Below are 16,114 nucleotides of genomic sequence, written 5' to 3'. Positions count from 1 at the left end.
CGCGTATCAGGAAGGATTGAGTTATGTCCGCCGTCAGGAATCGCGCCGAGGAACGAGTTCCCGCCGCGCTCCGCCAGCCCGCCGCACTGAAGACGGTGCCCCGCGCTGTCGAGACCCCCACCGAGAAGCAGGCCCCTCACGTAGCCCCCGCGCCGGTCGGCTCCATCGCCGCCATCGAGACGCGGCTCGGCTTCTGAGCCTCGGCCTCCTCCCGCAGGCTTGATCGCCCCGGGAGGTGACAAACGGTCATGGCCTCCCCATATGCTGACGCAGCGTCACATTGTGACTCCCGTGTCAGTTCCGAGAGAGGCCATGCGCATCAAGTCCCTGTTTCGTCTGCCTGACCTGGCCACCGTCGCGCGTGTCGGCGCGGCGGCCGTCATCGTGGCCGGCAGTCTGATCGCCGTCGTTCCCGACGCCGACGCCCGTGCGGGCGGCGGTCGCAGCATGGGGAGCCGCGGTGCGCGCACCTGGTCCGCTCCCGCGCCGACCCCGACCTCTCCCTCCGCCCAGACCATGCAGCGCTCGGCGACCCAGCCCGGCGCCACCACCACCAATCCGGCCGCCACGGCCGGCACGGCGGCGGCGGCTCGGCAGGGCGGCTTCTTCAATCGTCCCGGCTTCATGGGCGGGCTGATGGGCGGCCTGCTCGGCGCCGGCCTGTTCGGCCTGTTGATGGGCGGCGGCTTCTTCTCCGGCCTCGGCAGCCTCGCCGGCATTCTCGGCCTGCTGCTGCAGATCGCGCTGATCTTCATCGTCGTCCGGCTGGTCATGGGCTGGCTCGCCTCGCGCAACCGCCCGGCGACCGCGCAGGGCCCGCAGCCCGGCGCCCCGCTGGCGCGCGACATGTTCGGCGGTGGCTCGGCTCCCGGCTCGAACGGCGCGGCGGCCGGCCGCTCCGGCTTCGCCAGCCGTCCCCGCGGCCGGCCGCTGCAGCTTCAGGGCGCCGATTTCGATGCCTTCGAGCGCAGGCTCGGCGAGGTGCAGGACGCCTATTCCCGCGACGACCGCGCCGCTCTGTCGCAGCTGATGACGCCGGAAATGGCTGATTATGTCGGCGAGGAACTCGACGGCTACGCCCAGGACGGCCTGCAGAATCGCCTCAGCGACGTGAAGCTGCTGCAGGGCGACCTCTCCGAGGCCTGGAGCGAGGACGGCCGCGACTACGCCACCGTCGCCATGCGCTACCAGCTGAAGGACACGCTGATCGAGCGCGCCACCGGCCGCCTGGTGCAGGGCGACCCGGACCGCCTCGAATCGGTGGTGGAGTTCTGGACCTTCACCCGCCCCGCCGGCGGCGGCGAGTGGACGGTGACCGCCATCCAGCAGGGCGGCTGATCCCCCGCCATTCGGGGGTGCCCCAGGTGGGCGTCCCGCCATGCATGAAAGCCTCCATGGCCGGTCGCCATGGAGGCTTTTTTCATGCCCGGCTGAGCGGCGACCTGTGCTGCGGCATTCACCCGTCCGGGCACCGGGACCAGCCGACCATCCGGCGAAGCCGCGCCGGTCTTGCCACCCGCCCCTCTAGTCACCCGCCCCCAAGAGCCCCCTCATCCTGAGTCCCCCAAAGAGCCCCCATCCTGAGGTCCTCGAGAGCCCCCTCATCCTGAGTCCCTCAAGAACTCCCTCATCCTGAGGTGCCCGGCCGCAGGCCGGGCCTCGAAGGATGCCCGCCAGGGCGCGCGTTACCGAGCCCCCTCCGAGGCTCTCTGCGCTCGCAGCCTGAGGATGCATTGTGAGGGGCGGCGGCCCGCTCGCCTGCGCATCCCCTGCGGGCGCCTCAGTAGCGCATGAGCGGGTCCTCGCCGAAGCGGTTCGGCCCTTCGGTGCCCTTCACCATGAACCAGAAGAACAGCACCAGCGCCCCGATGCCGGTGAGCCCGATCAGCACCCACCAACCGGTGCGGTTCATGTCGTGAAAGCGGCGCACCGCCACCGCGATGCAGGGCAGGATCAGCGCGATACCGACGATCGTGGTCAGTGGCGTGAAGACGTGGACGTCGCCGGTGGCGATGAAGGAGAAGGCGCCGAACAAAGCGAGGTCGGCGAAGCTCAGCACCCAGTTCAGCAGGATGGTGAACAGCACCCACCACCAATATTCCGAGCGCGGCGCCCGCCCCTCGAAGGTGGCGTATTTGCCGAGCACGCTCGCGATCGCCTGCGTGAAGCCCATGGAAACCTCCCTGCCCCGAGCCGGCCCTCCCGCGGCCTCGCGCTGCGGCAAGCGGCTCGCACCTCATTAAGCGGAAGCCGCCTCGCCGTGCCAAGCATCGCTCGCGCGCAGGTTCGCCGCCTGCCGGCGGCGCTCACCGCTTCGGCGCGCGGCGCCCGCCCTTGCGATAGCCCTTGGTCATCGGGTCCGGCCGTTCCGGCCGCGTCCACCCTTCCGGCCCCAGCGGCTCGGCACGGTCGGTGCCCGGCCCCATATCGTCGAGCGACGGCCGCACCACCCGCGAGCGCGGCGCCGCCTCGCCGGCATCGTAGGTCGCCTGCGCCTCGTCGGCCCGCGCCTGATGGCCGGAGGAGACGTGGCCGGGCGAGGACCGCGGCCCGCTTTTGCCGCCCGATCGACCGCTCCCCGCCTTCTTCTCCGGCAGATTGGCCGAACGGCCATATTTGCGCTCGCCGCGATAGCCGCCGGTGCGGTCGTCGATGGCGTCCTGCCGCGCCAGCGGATCGTCGGAAATCGCCAGCTCGGTGGCCTGCAGCCGCTTGATCTCGTCGCGCAGCCGCGCCGCCTGCTCGAAATCGAGATCGGCCGCCGCCGCGCGCATGCGCTTCTCGAGATCGGCGAGCACCGCCGCGAGGTTGTTGCCATAGGCCGCCGGCGCCTCTGCAAGGCCGGTATCGACCGTCACATGGTCGCGCTCATAGACGCTGTTGAGGATGTCGCCGATCGCCTTGCGCACGCTCTCGGGGGTAATGCCGTGCTCGGTGTTCCAGGCGATCTGCTTGGTGCGGCGGCGCTCGGTCTCCGCCATCGCCCGCTCCATCGAGCCGGTCACGCCGTCGGCATAGAGGATCACCCGCCCGTCGACGTTTCGCGCCGCGCGGCCGATGGTCTGCACCAGCGAGGTCTCCGAGCGTAGGAAGCCTTCCTTGTCGGCATCGAGGATGGCCACCAGCCCGCATTCCGGGATGTCGAGGCCCTCGCGCAGCAGGTTGATGCCGATCAGCACGTCGAAGGTGCCGAGCCGCAGGTCGCGCAGGATCTCGATGCGCTCGATGGTGTCGATGTCCGAATGCATGTAGCGCACCCGGATGCCGTTCTCGTGCAGATATTCGGTCAGATCCTCGGCCATGCGCTTGGTGAGCGTCGTCACCAGCGTGCGATAGCCCTTGGCCGCCACCTGCCGCACCTCGCCGAGCAAATCGTCCACCTGGGTGCGCGCCGGGCGCACCTCCACCGGCGGGTCGACGAGGCCGGTCGGGCGGATCACCTGCTCCACGAACACGCCGCCGGTGCGCTCCATCTCCCAGGCGCCGGGCGTCGCGGAGACGTGCACCGTCTGCGGCCGCATCGCCTCCCACTCCTCGAAGCGCAGCGGCCTGTTGTCCATGCAGCTCGGCAGGCGGAAGCCGTATTCCGCCAGCGTCGCCTTGCGGCGGAAGTCGCCGCGATACATGGCGCCGATCTGCGGGATGGTCACATGGCTCTCGTCGCAGAAGATCAGCGCATTGTCGGGCACATATTCGAACAGCGTCGGCGGCGGCTCGCCGGGGCGGCGGCCGGTGAGCCAGCGCGAATAGTTCTCGATGCCGGCGCAGGAGCCGGTCGCTTCCATCATTTCGAGGTCGAAGGTGCAGCGCTGCTCCAGCCGCTGCGCTTCGAGATAGCGGCCCATGGCGTTGAGCTCGTCGAGCCGCATCTTCAGCTCGGCCTTGATGCCGGAGATCGCCTGGATCAGCGTCGGGCGCGGCGTCACGTAATGCGAATTGGCATAGACCTTGACGAATTTCAGGTCCTGCGACTTCTGCCCGGTGAGCGGGTCGAATTCCTGGATGCTCTCCACCTCGTCGCCGAACAGCGAGACGCGCCAAGCCCGGTCCTCGTAATGCGCCGGGAAGATCTCGATGACGTCGCCGCGCACCCGGAAGGTGCCGCGGCCGAAGTCGCCCTGGATGCGCTTGTATTGCAGCGCCACCAGGTCGGCGAGGATGCCGCGCTGGTCGATGCGGTCGCCCACCTCGATCTTGAAGGTCATCGAGGCGTAGGTCTCGACCGAGCCGATACCGTAGATGCAGGACACCGAGGCGACGATGATGACGTCGTCGCGCTCCAGAAGCGCGCGGGTCGCCGAGTGGCGCATGCGGTCGATCTGCTCGTTGATCGACGATTCCTTCTCGATGAAGGTGTCGGTGCGCGGCACATAGGCCTCGGGCTGGTAGTAGTCGTAGTAGGAGACGAAGTACTCCACCGCATTGTCGGGGAAGAAGCTCTTGAACTCGCCATAGAGCTGCGCCGCCAGCGTCTTGTTCGGGGCGAGCACCAGCGCCGGGCGCTGCACGCGCTCGATGACGTTGGCCATGGTGAAGGTCTTGCCCGAGCCGGTGACGCCGAGCAGCACCTGGTCGCGTTCCCCCTGCGACGCGGCGGCGACCAGTTCGTCGATGGCCTGCGGCTGGTCGCCGCTGGGCGTGTAGTCGGACTTGATGACGAATTTGACGCCGCCTTCCGACTTTTCCGGCCGCGCCGGCCGGTGCGGCATCCACACCTGCCCGTCGACCTCCGGGCGACCACCCTCGATCAGCGCCGACAGCGCGGCGACGGTGGCGGAGGCGCCCGAGGTCGGCGCCACGCCGAGCTTCTCGGCGAGGACGGGATCGAGCGTAGCGGGTTGCGCAGGTTCGAAGGCGCGCTGGGAGCGCTCTCCGAATCCGCCGGGACGTGCAGCTTTGGCCATGGGCGGGAATATGGGGCTTCGCCTCCGCCATGGAAAGGGCTTCGCCGGCCGCCGCTCAGAAGAACGGATAGGGACCGGGAAAGCGGCCGATCGGCAGGTAATGCGTGACGAGGCCGGCCGGCGTCCACCGGTGCAGCAGCATCGCCGGCGGCTCGACGAAGGAGGCCGGCTCGGCATCCGGCCGCAGCCGCAGCGCGATGGCGGTGGTGGTGCTCGGCGCCGTCACCAGCAGGGTGCCGCCGAAGCGCGCCTGCATGAAGCGGTGGATGTGCCCGCACAGCACCCGCTCGACCTGCGGATGACGCGCGAGGACGGCGGCGAGCCTCTCCCCTCCCCGGCAATTATAGTCGTCGATATAGGGAATCCCGCCCAGGATCGGCGGCTGGTGCATCATCACCAGCGTCGGCCGGTCCGGCTCGGCCGCCAGAGCGGAGTCCAGCCAGGAACTGGCCTCATCATACACCTCACCGTAATGCTCGCCGGGCACGGTGACGTCCAGTCCGACGACCCGCACCGGCCCGTGATCGCCGACCGCAAAATGCAGTGGCCCGGTCTTCGGCAGGTGGGAATGCCCCGCGAAGCAGGCCCGGAACGCCTCCCGCTCGTCATGATTGCCGGGAATGACCAGCAGCGGCAGCCCGATGCCGGCCAGCATCTCCACCGCCACGGCATATTCCTCCGCCATGCCTTCATCCACCACGTCGCCGGTCAGCAGCACCAGATCCGGGCGGGGATCGAGGCGGGCGAGGTGGTCGAGGGCCGCCGCGAACATGGCGTTGGAATCGACAAGGCCTTGATAGAGATGGCCTTTCGGCCGCAGATGCGGGTCGGAGAGATGAACGATGAGCATGGAGCGATCCGAGGGGCGGGAGGCGCCATACGAGCATTCCGCCCCGCGTGCCGCAACGTGCCGCCCTGCGGCTTCATCCCCCGGCAATCGCGCTTCCCGGTATCGCTCGATGGCGGCGGCAAGCGCGAGGTGAGCTGGAAACACCGCATATCGCACAAACATCGTGCAGACAGGCGAGGTGAGGCAGGAAGACAGAAATCAATAAACACATTTTAAATCAAATACATAACTGATAAATCGCCTATGATTTAGGCATGGCATGCTTGATGCATACATTTCAGCATACAACGAACCCGGCGCGCCCGAACGCCGATCCGCGGAGATGCCGATGCCCGTCCTCGCTGCCGAACCGACGCCGCTTCCCTTCGACCCCGCCCGCACGGCGCTGGTCATCATCGACATGCAGCGCGATTTCCTCGAGCCCGGCGGGTTCGGCGAGACGCTGGGCAACGACGTCTCGCTGCTGCAAGCCGCTGTGGAACCTTGCAGAAACGCGCTGGAAGCGGCCCGCGCCGCCGGCATGCTGGTCATCCACACCCGTGAGGGCCATCGCCCCGACATGGCCGACGCCCCGCCCGCCAAGGTGGAACGCGGCGAGCCCACCGCCCGCATCGGCTGCGCCGGACCGATGGGCCGCATCCTCATCCGCGGCGAGCCCGGCCACGACATCATCGCCGCCCTCTATCCCACCGAGGGCGAGCCGGTACTCGACAAGCCCGGCAAGGGCGCCTTCTACCAGACCGACCTGGAGCTCATGCTGAAGAATCGCGGCATCGACACGCTGCTGGTCTGCGGCGTCACCACCGAGGTCTGCGTCCACACCACCATTCGCGAGGGCAACGACCGCGGCTATCGCTGCGTTGCGCTATCCGATTGCTGCGCCTCGTATTTCCCGGAATTCCATCGCGTCGGCCTCGACATGATCAAGGCTCAGGGCGGCATTTTCGGCTGGGTGTCGGACAGCGCCGCCTTCCTCGCCGCGCTCGGCAGGACGAGCGCAGAAGCCTCTCCTGCGGCCGCCTGAGCGGCCTGCATCCCCGCGCCGGCCCGGCCGGCCCGTTTGCCTGCGCATGCGCCTCCCCATCATTCCCCATCGAGGAGTCCCGAGCATGTCTGCGCCTTCGATGTCTCCGCTTTCACCCATGCGTACCGGCATGCGGCCGATCCTGTGGACCCGGGGCGACTGGAACGCCCTGTTCGGCTTCGGCACCAACATCCTCGTCAACATGCTGGTGCTGACCGGCCTGCTGCAATTCGTGCTGAAGATGCCGGCCGAACTGGTATTCGGCCGCATCCTGCCGGCGGTCGGGCTGATGATGTTCCTGTCCACCGCCTATTACGCCTGGCTCGGCTACCAGCTGGCGAAGAAGACCGGCCGCGACGACGTCTGCGCCCTGCCCTCCGGCATCTCGGTGCCGCACATGTTCGTCGTCGTCTTCGTGATCATGCTGCCGATCGGCGCCTCCACCGGCGATCCGGTGAAGGGCTGGGAAGCCGGCCTCGTCTGGGTGTTCTTCCAGAGCTTCATCCTGATGATCGGCGGCTTTGTCGCGCCCTATATCCGCCGCATCACCCCCCGCGCGGCGCTGCTCGGCACCCTCGCCGGCGTGTCGGTGGCCTTCATCTCCATGCGCCCGGCCTTCGAAATCTTCATGACGCCGGCGATCGGGCTCACCTGCTTCGCCGTCATCCTGGTCAGCTGGCTCGGCGGGGTGAAATACCCGAAGGGCATTCCCGCCGGCCTCGTCGCCATCGCGATCGGCATGGTCATCGCCTGGGGGTCGAACCTGTTCGGCCTGAACTATGGCGGCATGAGCCTCGACAAGCTCACGACCTCCTTCGCCAATTTCGGCTTCTCGGTGCCGCTGCCGGCCTTCGGCCATGTCTTCTCCGGCTTCGAATATCTCGGCGTCATCCTCGTCACGGCCATCCCGTTCGGCATCTATGATCTCGTCGAGGCGATGGACAATGTGGAGAGCGCCGAGGCGGCCGGCGACCACTATCCCACCACCCGCGTGCTCACCGCCGACGGCATCGTCAGCCTGATCGGCTGCCTGATGGGCAACCCGTTCATCAACGCCGTCTATATCGGCCATCCCGGCTGGAAATCGATGGGCGGGCGCATCGGCTATTCCGCCGCCACCGGGCTGATGGTGATCATCCTGTCCTGGTTCGGCATCATCGCCGTGCTGCTCGCGCTGGTGCCGGTCGTCGCCATCTCGCCGATCCTGCTCTACATCGGCATGCTGATCGGCGCGCAGGCGTTCCAGACCACGCCGGCCCGCCACGCCCCGGCGGTGATCCTGGCGCTGACACCGCACCTCGCCGCCTGGGCCAAGCTGCTCATCGACAATGCGCTGGGCCTCGCCGGCACCTCCGCCCATGCCATCGGCATGGACAAGCTCGGCACGGTCGGCGTGCTCTATCACGGGCTGGAGGTCATGGGCGGCGGCGCCATCCTGGTCGGGCTGGTGCTCGGTGCCATCGGCGTCTTCGTCATCGATCGCAAGTTCACCCATGCGGCCGCCTTCGCCCTCGCCGGCGCCGTGCTCACCTTCTTCGGCTTCATGCATGGCGAGACGGTGGGCATCGCCGTCACCCCCGGGGTTTCGCTCGCCTATGTGATGGTGGCGGGCTTCCTGCTGGCCTGCGCCCGTTACGCCGAGGTCGAGGCGCGGCCGCCGGCGGCGATCGAGGCAGAGCCGGCACCGGCCGAATAGATCGGTTCCCGCCCCGCACCGGCGGCGGGGGGCGGATAGCCGCCGGCTCCGGGAACGGGACGCGTCGGGCGTGCGATTTCGGTCGCGCGCCCGACGTTTTTGCCTTGGCCGTCATGAATCATACCGTAAAGTCCTCAACCGGGGGGCAAAGTGGACGCCGATGCATCGGCGGCGCGCCTTGTCGATTGAGGAGGACATAGCCGTGTCGATCTTGAAAAAAGGCCTTGCCGGCACTCCGGTCAAAATCCTGCAGGAAAAGCTGGGCGTGCCCGCGGACGGCCAATTCGGCCCCAAAACCGAGGAGGCGCTGAAGGCCTATCAGAAGGAGCACGGGCTGGCGGCGGACGGCATCGCCGGGCCGGACACCTTTGCCGCGCTCGGGCTCTACGAGCTCGTTCTCCTGAAGGTCGGCACCTCCGGCGAGACGGTCAAGAAGCTGCAGACGGCGCTCGGCCTCGACGCCGACGGCAAGTTCGGCGCCGGCACGCAGAAGGCGGTCAAGGACTATCAGGCCAATAACGGCCTCGACGCCGACGGCTTCGTCGGACCGGCGACCCTCGCCAAGCTCGGCCTGTTCGCCCAGATCACCCCGGAGGTGGTCTCCAAGTCGCAGATCTCGCCGCAGGACGCCGCGCCGACGGAAGCTTCCGCCGCCGGGGAGGCTCCGGCCAAGAGCATCTGGGCGACCATCAAGGGCTTCTTCAGCTAGAATCGGGAGGCCGCGCCCGTTTGGGGGCGCGGCCTCTCCCATATTGGATCCACCATGGCGTTCTTCCTGCCTTTTGATCTCGCCGCTCTCGGCGCTCCCGAGGAAACCGCGCCGCTGCCGGAACGGCTCGTCGCCGGAACGCCGATTCACCGCACCTGGAATTTCGAAACCCTGCCCGATGGCGCCTTGTTCGCCGGCGTGTGGGAATCGACGCCCGGCGCCTGGCGGGTCGAGTACGAGGAATGGGAATTCTGCTCCTTCCTCGAAGGCGTCTCGGTCCTGCACGAGGACGGCAAGGCGCCGGTACGCCTCGCGGCCGGCGACTCATTCGTGCTGCGCCCCGGCTTCAAGGGCGTGTGGGAAGTGCTGGAGACCACCCGCAAGCTCTATGTGATACGCTTGATCTGAGCCACGACGCGCGCTTCGCGCCGGAATGGGAGGGTGCCCTTATGTTGCATGCCCGCATTCCTCATGCCCGCCTTTGTCACGTTCCCCGTGCTCATGCCTTTCCGCACGCGACCCGCAGCGTCCGGCACGGTGCCGCGACGATCGCCCTGCTGCTGGCCGCCGGCGGCAGCGCCGCGGCCGATTGCAAATGCCGCGCCGGCGGGCGCGACTATGAGCATGGCGAGCGCATCTGCCTCTCCGGCACGGCCGGCCCGCGCACCGCCGTGTGCGGCATGGACCAGAACGTGGCGAGCTGGATCTTCATCGACGAGCCCTGCGCCGTCTCCGCGCGCCCGTCGTCGCTGCACATCGCCGCGAATCGGACGCCCCTGCGTTGAGCGACCGGCCTTGCGATCCGGTGCGGTAGATTTTTGCCCGATGTGTTGCACCCCCGTCCTTGACCGGTGTCGGGACGGGATGCATCGTCGCGCCAACACATCGGGGAGAGTTTGCATGTTCAAGGATCGGAGCCGGCAGGCCGGCGGCACGGCCCGTCGCGTGATTTCCGCCGTGCTCGGCGCCGGCCTCCTGCTGGCCTCGTCGGCCGGCGGCCAGGCGGCAAGCTTCCTCGAGAAGAACTTCTGGCTCTCCGGCCCCAACTACAGCGGCAACGTGCCGGCCTGCGACACGCCCGAGGCGCTCGCGCGCATCCAGAAGCATTTCGCGGAGACGCAGAGCACCTATTGGGACTCCAAGGCGACCATCGACGGCTTCGACCATGTCCAGGAAGTCGCCTTCCGCCCCTGGGGACCGGAATATCAGCCGCGCCGCTATTGCGCGGCCGACGCCGTCGTCTCCGGTGCGCCGGCGACGGCCGGCCATGTCTATGCCGGCGGCCAGTATGCCGGCGGCAAGGTCGGTGCGGTGAAGGCGGTGCCCGCGGGCGCCAGCCGTCACAAGGTCTATTACTCGATCATCGAGGATGGCGGCTTCATCGGCTTTTCCTGGGGCGTCGAATGGTGCGTTCAGGGCTTCGACCGCTCCTGGACCTATGCGCCGAACTGCCGGATGGCCCTGCCGTGAGCCTGGGTGACGCGGCGCGGTTCGTCCGCGCCGCCCTCGCCCGGTCTGCCTTCGCTCGGCTTGTCCTCGCCTTCGTCGCGCTCGCAGCGTCCGGCCTGGCCGGCGGCGCGACGCCGGCGGCGGCACAGACGGCCGGGACGCCCGGCCGGTTCGATCACTATGTGCTCTCGCTTTCCTGGTCGCCCACCTATTGCGAGAGCGCCGGCAACAGGGCGGATCCCGCCCAGTGCCGGAGCGCCCGCCCCTTCGCCTTCGTGGTGCACGGGCTGTGGCCGCAGAACGCCGTCGGCTGGCCGGAAGACTGCCAGAAGCCGGCGCCTTTCGTGCCGGAGCCGGTGGTTCGCTCCATGCTCGACCTCATGCCGAGCCGTCGCCTGATCATCCATGAATGGCGCAAGCACGGCACCTGCGCCGGCCTCGACCCCACCGCCTATTTCGACCTGGTGCGCAAGGCCCGCGCGGCGGTGACCATTCCCACGGAATATCGCCAGCTCGACACATACAAGATGGTGTCGCCCGACGAGGTCGAGGCGTCTTTCCTCGACGCCAATCCCGGCCTCGACGCCGGCATGATCGCCGTGACCTGCGATTCCCGCCGCCTGCACGAGGTACGCATCTGCCTCGACAAGTCGCTCGGCTTCACCTCCTGCGCCGACGTGGACAAGCGCGCCTGCCGCACGCCCCGCGTCGTGATGCCGCCGATGCGCGGTGGCTGAGCCCGTTCGATGAACTATCGCCACGCCTTCCACGCCGGCAATTTCGCCGATGTCGTCAAGCATGTCGTGCTGACGCGCATTCTCGCCTATCTCGGCCAGAAGGATGCCGCCTTCCGCGTGCTCGACACCCATGCCGGCGCCGGTCTCTACGATCTGTCCGGCGACGAGGCGCAACGCACCGGCGAGTGGGAACGCGGCGTCGGGGCGGTGTTGCGGGCCAGCTTCAGGCCGGAGATCGACGCGCTGCTGGCGCCCTGGCGGCAGGTCCTCGACGCCTGCAATCCCGGCCTCGACGCCGACCCGGCCGGCATGCGCCACTATCCCGGCTCGCCGCTCTTCGCCCTCGCCCTGACCCGGCCGCAGGACCGGCTGCTGTTTTGCGAGACGGAGCCCGGTGTCAGGGCCGCCCTGTCCGAGGTCGCCCAGGATCACCGCGCCAAGGTGCTGCCGACGGATGGCTGGCAGGCGCTCACCGCCTATCTGCCGCCCAGGGAGCGGCGCGGCCTGGTGCTGGTGGATCCCCCCTTTGAGGAAGCCGGCGAGTTCCACCGCCTCGCCTCCACTCTCGCCGAGGCGCATGCGCGCTGGGCAACCGGCATTTATGCGCTGTGGTACCCGATCAAGGACGTGCGCGCGGTCGATGCCTTTCAGCGCGAGATCGCCCGCGCCGGCATTCCCAAGACCCTGCGCATCGAGTTCGACACCCGCGCCGTGCGCCAGGCCGGCGTGCTCTCCGGCTGCGGGCTGATCGTGGTCAATCCTCCCTTCACGCTCGCCGACGAGATCCGCGCCGTGCTTGCCGCCCTGGCGCCGGTGATGGCGAGCGATGGCGTCGGCCGCTCCCGCGTCGGCTGGCTGATACCCGAGCGCTGAGCTGGCGCGGCGCCCGCGCCGCATCGGCTTTTTGCGCCCCTCCCGCATTCGCGGCATCGGTCTTGCTTCAACGTCTGGGTTCATAAGACCCGGCGGCAGGCGAACGGCGCCGGCGGAGGCAAGGAGCAGGCGCAATGGCAATGACGGGAACCGTCAAGTTCTTCAACACGGAAAAGGGTTACGGCTTCATCCGGCCGGACGACGGCGGGCGCGACGTCTTCGTGCATGTCTCGGCGGTCACCCGGTCTGGCCTGGGCGCCCTCGCCGAGGGACAGCGGATCAGTTTCGAGGTCGAGCCGGACAAGCGTGGCAAGGGCCCCAAGGCCATCGACCTCCAGCCCGCCGACTGATAGCTCTTCATCGAAGCGACGGCATGGCGCCGCCGCCGCATGCCACGACGCCCGTCCGCGCCGTAGGGGACGGGTCGGCGGTGCCGCATGCGCCTGAAGATCTGAAATCCGCGATGATCCTCCGTTCGTCAAAACCCTCCCCGTTCGGCCGCAAGGTCAAGATCGGCGCCGTTCTGTGCGGCATCCATCTCGACATCGAATGGGCGGACACCACCGATCCGACGGATTCCGTGCGCCAGCAGAATCCGCTCGGCAAGATCCCCGTGCTGCTGTCGGACGGCGCGCCGGTCTATGATTCGCCGGTCATTCTCGAATATCTCGACATGCAGGCAGGCGGCGGCATCATCCTTCCCGCGGCCGGTCCGGCGCGCATCGCCGCTTTGATCGGCCAGGCCCTGGCCGATGGCCTCATGGATGCGGCGCTGCTGCAGGTCTACGAGGTCCGTTACCGTCCCGAGGCCCAGCGCACCCCGGCCTGGGTCGACAATCAGGCCGGCAAGGTCGCGCGGGCCCTCAAGTCGCTGGAAGCCAACCCGCCGGCCAAGGGGGCGACCGCCACCGGCATCGACGTGGCGGAGATCGCCACCGCTTGCGCGCTCGGCTATCTCGACCTGCGCTTCGACGGCAGCTGGCGCGCCGATCATCCCGCGCTCGTCGATTGGCTGGACGCCTTCGCCGAACGGGTGCCCGCTTTCGAGGCAACCCGCGCCTGAGCGCGAAGCGCCGCGGCAGGCGGCCAGAAAGCAAGCGGCCATGAAAAAGGCCCCGGAGTTGCCTCCGGGGCCTTTAGCGTACCGAGAGATCGGCGCCCGGAGGCGCCGGTCAGGCTCAGAACTTGTAGTTCACGCCGACGCGGGCGACGTTGAGGTCGAGACCCGCCTTGGCGCCGAGATTGTTGTAATAGTCGTCGCCGAGATCGACATACAGATACTCGGCCTTGACCGTCCAGTTCGGCAGGAAGGCGTATTCCACGCCGGCGCCGATGGTCCAGCCGGTCTGGGTCGAGCTCTCGTTCCAGTCCAGCACCTGGTCGTTGATCTTGCTCTTGCCATAGGCGAAACCGCCGGTGACGTAGGGCAGCACGGTGTCGAAGGCGTAGCCGACACGGGCGCGCACGGTGCCGAAGTAGTCGAGCTTCGACTCATAGCCGTAGGCGGTGTCCTTGATGCCGGTGCCCTGCAGGTCGGCCTCGACGCCGATCACGACGTTGTTGCCGAGCTGATAGTTGAAGCCGACCTGGCCGCCGCCGAGCCAGCCATCCGGGTCGAGGCCGAGGGTCTCGGCATAGCCATTGCCGCTGCCCCAGCCATAGCCGGCATTGGCACCGAGATAGAAGCCGGTCCAGGAGAAGACCGGCACGGGGGCGACGACCGGAGCCTTTGTCGGGTAGGGCTGCGCGATATCGGCAGCGAAGGCCGGGGCCGCGACCATGAGGGCGGCGAGCGCAACGCCCGAGGCAAGGATCTTCTTCATAATGTACTCTCCGAGCAAAACTGCTGAACACAATGCAGTTGAGGATGAGATAGAAGCGCAGCTTGTCAGGTCGAGGGCCGGAATGCGGCGAAAACCGAAACAGCGCCGCCCCAGCTTGCTCCCGCATCGCCGACGAACACCTCGCGAGGCGTTGCGAATACGGAATCGCGGGAGGTAACGCGCCGATCGCGACTGCGGCGCGGGCTGCAACATTTCCGCCACGATCACTCATCGATTGATTTGCAGCGTCGCAGAAATGCAACAGATTGCCCGTGCGGCCGGCAGCAAACGCAAAGGCGGCCCCGAACCGGGGCCGCCTTCCTTCGTGACGGGATGCCGGACGTCCGGCGGGCGTCAGAACTTGTAGTTCACGCCCAGGCGCAGGATGTTGGCGGTGGTGCCGACATCGATCGGCCCGCCCACGGTCTCGTAGGACTCGGAGCCGAGGTCGAGATAGAGATACTCGGCCTTGACGCTCCAGTTCGGCGAGAAGGCATATTCGCCGCCGGCGCCGATGGTCCAGCCGGTGTTGGTCTGCTTGTTCGACAGGCCCCCGATCTCGTAATTGCCGCGCGCATAGGCGAAGCCGCCGGTGCCGTAGATCAGGAACTGGTCGACCGCCCAGCCGAGGCGGGCGCGCACCGTGCCGAAATAATCGAGCGAGAAGGTCGGGCTCTCGATATTGGTGGCCTGGATGTCGGTCTCGACGCCGACCACCAGCGGGCTGCCGGCGAACTGCCAGTTATAGCCGGCCTGGATGCCGCCGAGGAAACCGTTGGTGTCGTCGGAGAAATCCGCTTCGCCCCAGCCATAGCCGGCGTTGGCGCCCAGATAGAAACCGGTCCAGGTGAACACGGGGGCCGGCGGAGCATAGGCGGCCGGGGCCGGGTAGCTGAGATCGGCGGCGGAGGCCGGCACGGCGATCGCCGCCGCGAGGGCCAGGCCCGCGAGAACTGCTTTCATAATCGTCTCCCAATCATCCAGGCAGCGTGCGCCCGGGTTCAATTCGATAGGGTCGACGGTCACATAAGATTATGAGCAAATTCTTATGGCATTTCGTAACCTGATATTATCATTAACGATACGTATACAAGTCGCGCGAAGCATAAGATCTCGAAAATCGGCCCGTCCGGCGCGCGAATTATATCGCATTTCGTTTTTCATGGTTAAGGATATGTTAATCTTGCGTCGATGGAACGAACAGATCGGCGCTTTTCGAATTGGACAGTCCTTTCGCTCCGGTTCATGAAGAGATATGACCTTGTCCGCTCCGCAATCACCTGCCGCCGCTCGTCCGCTCGCGCTCGTCACCGGCGCCGCGGTGCGCATCGGCCGCGCCATTTCTCTCGCCCTCGCCTCGGCGGGTTACGATCTCATCGTCCACACCCGCCATCCCGGGCCCGCCGCCTCGTCGATCGGCGGCGAGATCGAGGCGCGCGGCGCCCGCGCCCATCTCGTCCATGCCGAGCTCTCCGATGCCGCGGCCGTGGCGGCCCTGCTGCCGGCCTGCGCCCGCTTCGGCGTCGTCCGCCTTCTGGTGAACAACGCCTCGGAATTCCATCCCGACGCGGCCGGTTCGCTGTCGCCGGAGCTGTGGAACCGGCATTTCGCCGTCAACCTGCGCGCACCGGTCTTTCTCGCCGAAGCCTTCGCGGCGCAGCTGCCGGCCGGCGAGACCGGCGCGGTGGTCAACCTCATCGACCAGCGGGTCCTGAAGCCGACGCCGCACTATCTCTCCTACAGCCTGACCAAGCAGGGCCTGTGGGCGGCGACCCGCCTGCTCGCCCAGAGCCTCGCCCCGCGGGTCCGCGTCAACGCGGTTTCCCCGGGGCCGACCTTCGCGAACAGCCGCCAGAGCCTCGAGGATTTCGCACGGCAGAGCGCATCGGTGCCGCTCGGCCGCGGGCCGCAGCCGGAAGAGGTCGCCGCGGCGGTGCTGTTCCTCGCCCGGGCGGAGAGCGTCACCGGCCAGATGCTGACGGTCGACGGCGGCCAGCACATGGCCTGGCAAACGCCGGACACCGAAGTGCCCGACTAGGGGGTCCCGCG

The 16,114-nt window shown here is 68.0% G+C and carries 18 protein-coding genes; 13 read left to right on the top strand and 5 right to left on the bottom strand.

The window, feature by feature from the left end; translation table 11 throughout:
• The first annotated feature begins 23 nt into the window (after positions 1 to 23).
• Together KHC19_RS22240 and KHC19_RS22235 are read left to right on the top strand one after the other, a co-directional pair.
• The gene (locus KHC19_RS22240) at positions 24 to 197 is read left to right on the top strand and encodes a hypothetical protein (protein WP_213355616.1); all 174 of its coding nucleotides are present in this window, start codon (positions 24 to 26) and stop codon (positions 195 to 197) included.
• A 115-nt stretch (positions 198 to 312) separates the two neighbouring features.
• A complete protein-coding gene (locus KHC19_RS22235) occupies positions 313 to 1,338 on the top strand; it encodes a TIM44-like domain-containing protein (protein ID WP_213355614.1) in 1,026 nt (341 codons plus the stop codon).
• Between the two features lie 442 nt (positions 1,339 to 1,780).
• Here KHC19_RS22235 and KHC19_RS22230 read toward each other — a convergent pair whose 3' ends face one another.
• From KHC19_RS22230 to KHC19_RS22220, 3 genes are all read right to left on the bottom strand, one after another.
• On the bottom strand, positions 1,781 to 2,173 hold the full coding sequence (locus tag KHC19_RS22230; RefSeq protein WP_213355612.1) for a DUF805 domain-containing protein: 393 nt from the start codon (positions 2,171 to 2,173) through the stop codon (positions 1,781 to 1,783).
• A gap of 133 nt (positions 2,174 to 2,306) precedes the next feature.
• Positions 2,307 to 4,904 carry an excinuclease ABC subunit UvrB gene (gene uvrB, locus KHC19_RS22225; RefSeq protein ID WP_213355610.1) on the bottom strand — a complete coding sequence of 866 codons (2,598 nt, stop codon included), beginning with the start codon at positions 4,902 to 4,904 and terminating at the stop codon, positions 2,307 to 2,309.
• A 55-nt stretch (positions 4,905 to 4,959) separates the two neighbouring features.
• A complete protein-coding gene (locus KHC19_RS22220; protein WP_213355608.1) occupies positions 4,960 to 5,754 on the bottom strand; it encodes a phosphodiesterase in 795 nt (264 codons plus the stop codon).
• 322 nt (positions 5,755 to 6,076) lie between these two features.
• On the opposite strand from KHC19_RS22220, the gene KHC19_RS22215 reads away from it, so the two are divergent.
• The 10 genes from KHC19_RS22215 to KHC19_RS22170 all read left to right on the top strand — a co-directional run bounded on the left by KHC19_RS22215 (position 6,077) and on the right by KHC19_RS22170 (position 13,305).
• Positions 6,077 to 6,778, top strand: a complete 702-nt coding sequence (locus tag KHC19_RS22215; RefSeq protein ID WP_378297012.1) for a cysteine hydrolase family protein — start codon at positions 6,077 to 6,079, stop codon at positions 6,776 to 6,778.
• An 85-nt stretch (positions 6,779 to 6,863) separates the two neighbouring features.
• A complete protein-coding gene (locus KHC19_RS22210) occupies positions 6,864 to 8,474 on the top strand; it encodes a regulator (RefSeq protein ID WP_213355605.1) in 1,611 nt (536 codons plus the stop codon).
• Between the two features lie 202 nt (positions 8,475 to 8,676).
• Positions 8,677 to 9,183: a peptidoglycan-binding domain-containing protein gene (locus KHC19_RS22205; protein WP_213355604.1), complete on the top strand. Its 507-nt coding sequence runs from the start codon at positions 8,677 to 8,679 to the stop codon at positions 9,181 to 9,183.
• Positions 9,184 to 9,237: 54 nt separating this feature from the next.
• The gene (locus KHC19_RS22200; protein ID WP_213355603.1) at positions 9,238 to 9,591 is read left to right on the top strand and encodes a cupin domain-containing protein; all 354 of its coding nucleotides are present in this window, start codon (positions 9,238 to 9,240) and stop codon (positions 9,589 to 9,591) included.
• A 41-nt stretch (positions 9,592 to 9,632) separates the two neighbouring features.
• The gene (locus tag KHC19_RS22195; protein WP_213355602.1) at positions 9,633 to 9,968 is read left to right on the top strand and encodes a hypothetical protein; all 336 of its coding nucleotides are present in this window, start codon (positions 9,633 to 9,635) and stop codon (positions 9,966 to 9,968) included.
• Between the two features lie 115 nt (positions 9,969 to 10,083).
• Positions 10,084 to 10,653, top strand: a complete 570-nt coding sequence (locus KHC19_RS22190) for a hypothetical protein (protein ID WP_213355601.1) — start codon at positions 10,084 to 10,086, stop codon at positions 10,651 to 10,653.
• 2 nt (positions 10,654 to 10,655) lie between these two features.
• On the top strand, positions 10,656 to 11,369 hold the full coding sequence (locus KHC19_RS22185; RefSeq protein WP_246549511.1) for a ribonuclease T2 family protein: 714 nt from the start codon (positions 10,656 to 10,658) through the stop codon (positions 11,367 to 11,369).
• A 9-nt stretch (positions 11,370 to 11,378) separates the two neighbouring features.
• Positions 11,379 to 12,242, top strand: coding sequence for a 23S rRNA (adenine(2030)-N(6))-methyltransferase RlmJ (locus KHC19_RS22180; protein ID WP_213355599.1), 864 nt, complete (start codon positions 11,379 to 11,381; stop codon positions 12,240 to 12,242).
• 134 nt (positions 12,243 to 12,376) lie between these two features.
• A complete protein-coding gene (locus KHC19_RS22175; RefSeq protein WP_213355597.1) occupies positions 12,377 to 12,592 on the top strand; it encodes a cold-shock protein in 216 nt (71 codons plus the stop codon).
• Positions 12,593 to 12,705: 113 nt separating this feature from the next.
• A complete protein-coding gene (locus tag KHC19_RS22170; RefSeq protein WP_213355596.1) occupies positions 12,706 to 13,305 on the top strand; it encodes a glutathione S-transferase family protein in 600 nt (199 codons plus the stop codon).
• Between the two features lie 115 nt (positions 13,306 to 13,420).
• Here the strand turns inward: KHC19_RS22170 and KHC19_RS22165 are convergent, their stop codons facing one another.
• On the bottom strand, positions 13,421 to 14,065 hold the full coding sequence (locus tag KHC19_RS22165; protein WP_213355595.1) for an outer membrane protein: 645 nt from the start codon (positions 14,063 to 14,065) through the stop codon (positions 13,421 to 13,423).
• Positions 14,066 to 14,419: 354 nt separating this feature from the next.
• Positions 14,420 to 15,028, bottom strand: coding sequence for an outer membrane protein (locus KHC19_RS22160; RefSeq protein ID WP_213355594.1), 609 nt, complete (start codon positions 15,026 to 15,028; stop codon positions 14,420 to 14,422).
• Between the two features lie 292 nt (positions 15,029 to 15,320).
• On the opposite strand from KHC19_RS22160, the gene KHC19_RS22155 reads away from it, so the two are divergent.
• Positions 15,321 to 16,103 (top strand): SDR family oxidoreductase, encoded by a 783-nt coding sequence (locus KHC19_RS22155; RefSeq protein WP_213355593.1) that lies wholly within the window; start codon positions 15,321 to 15,323, stop codon positions 16,101 to 16,103.
• Positions 16,104 to 16,114 lie beyond the last annotated feature (11 nt).

The sequence above is a fragment of the Ancylobacter oerskovii genome (assembly GCF_018390555.1).
In the GTDB taxonomy this organism is placed as follows: domain Bacteria; phylum Pseudomonadota; class Alphaproteobacteria; order Rhizobiales; family Xanthobacteraceae; genus Ancylobacter; species Ancylobacter oerskovii.
Note: the sequence above shows the minus strand (reverse complement) of the source record. Positions and strands in the feature narration are given on the sequence as shown.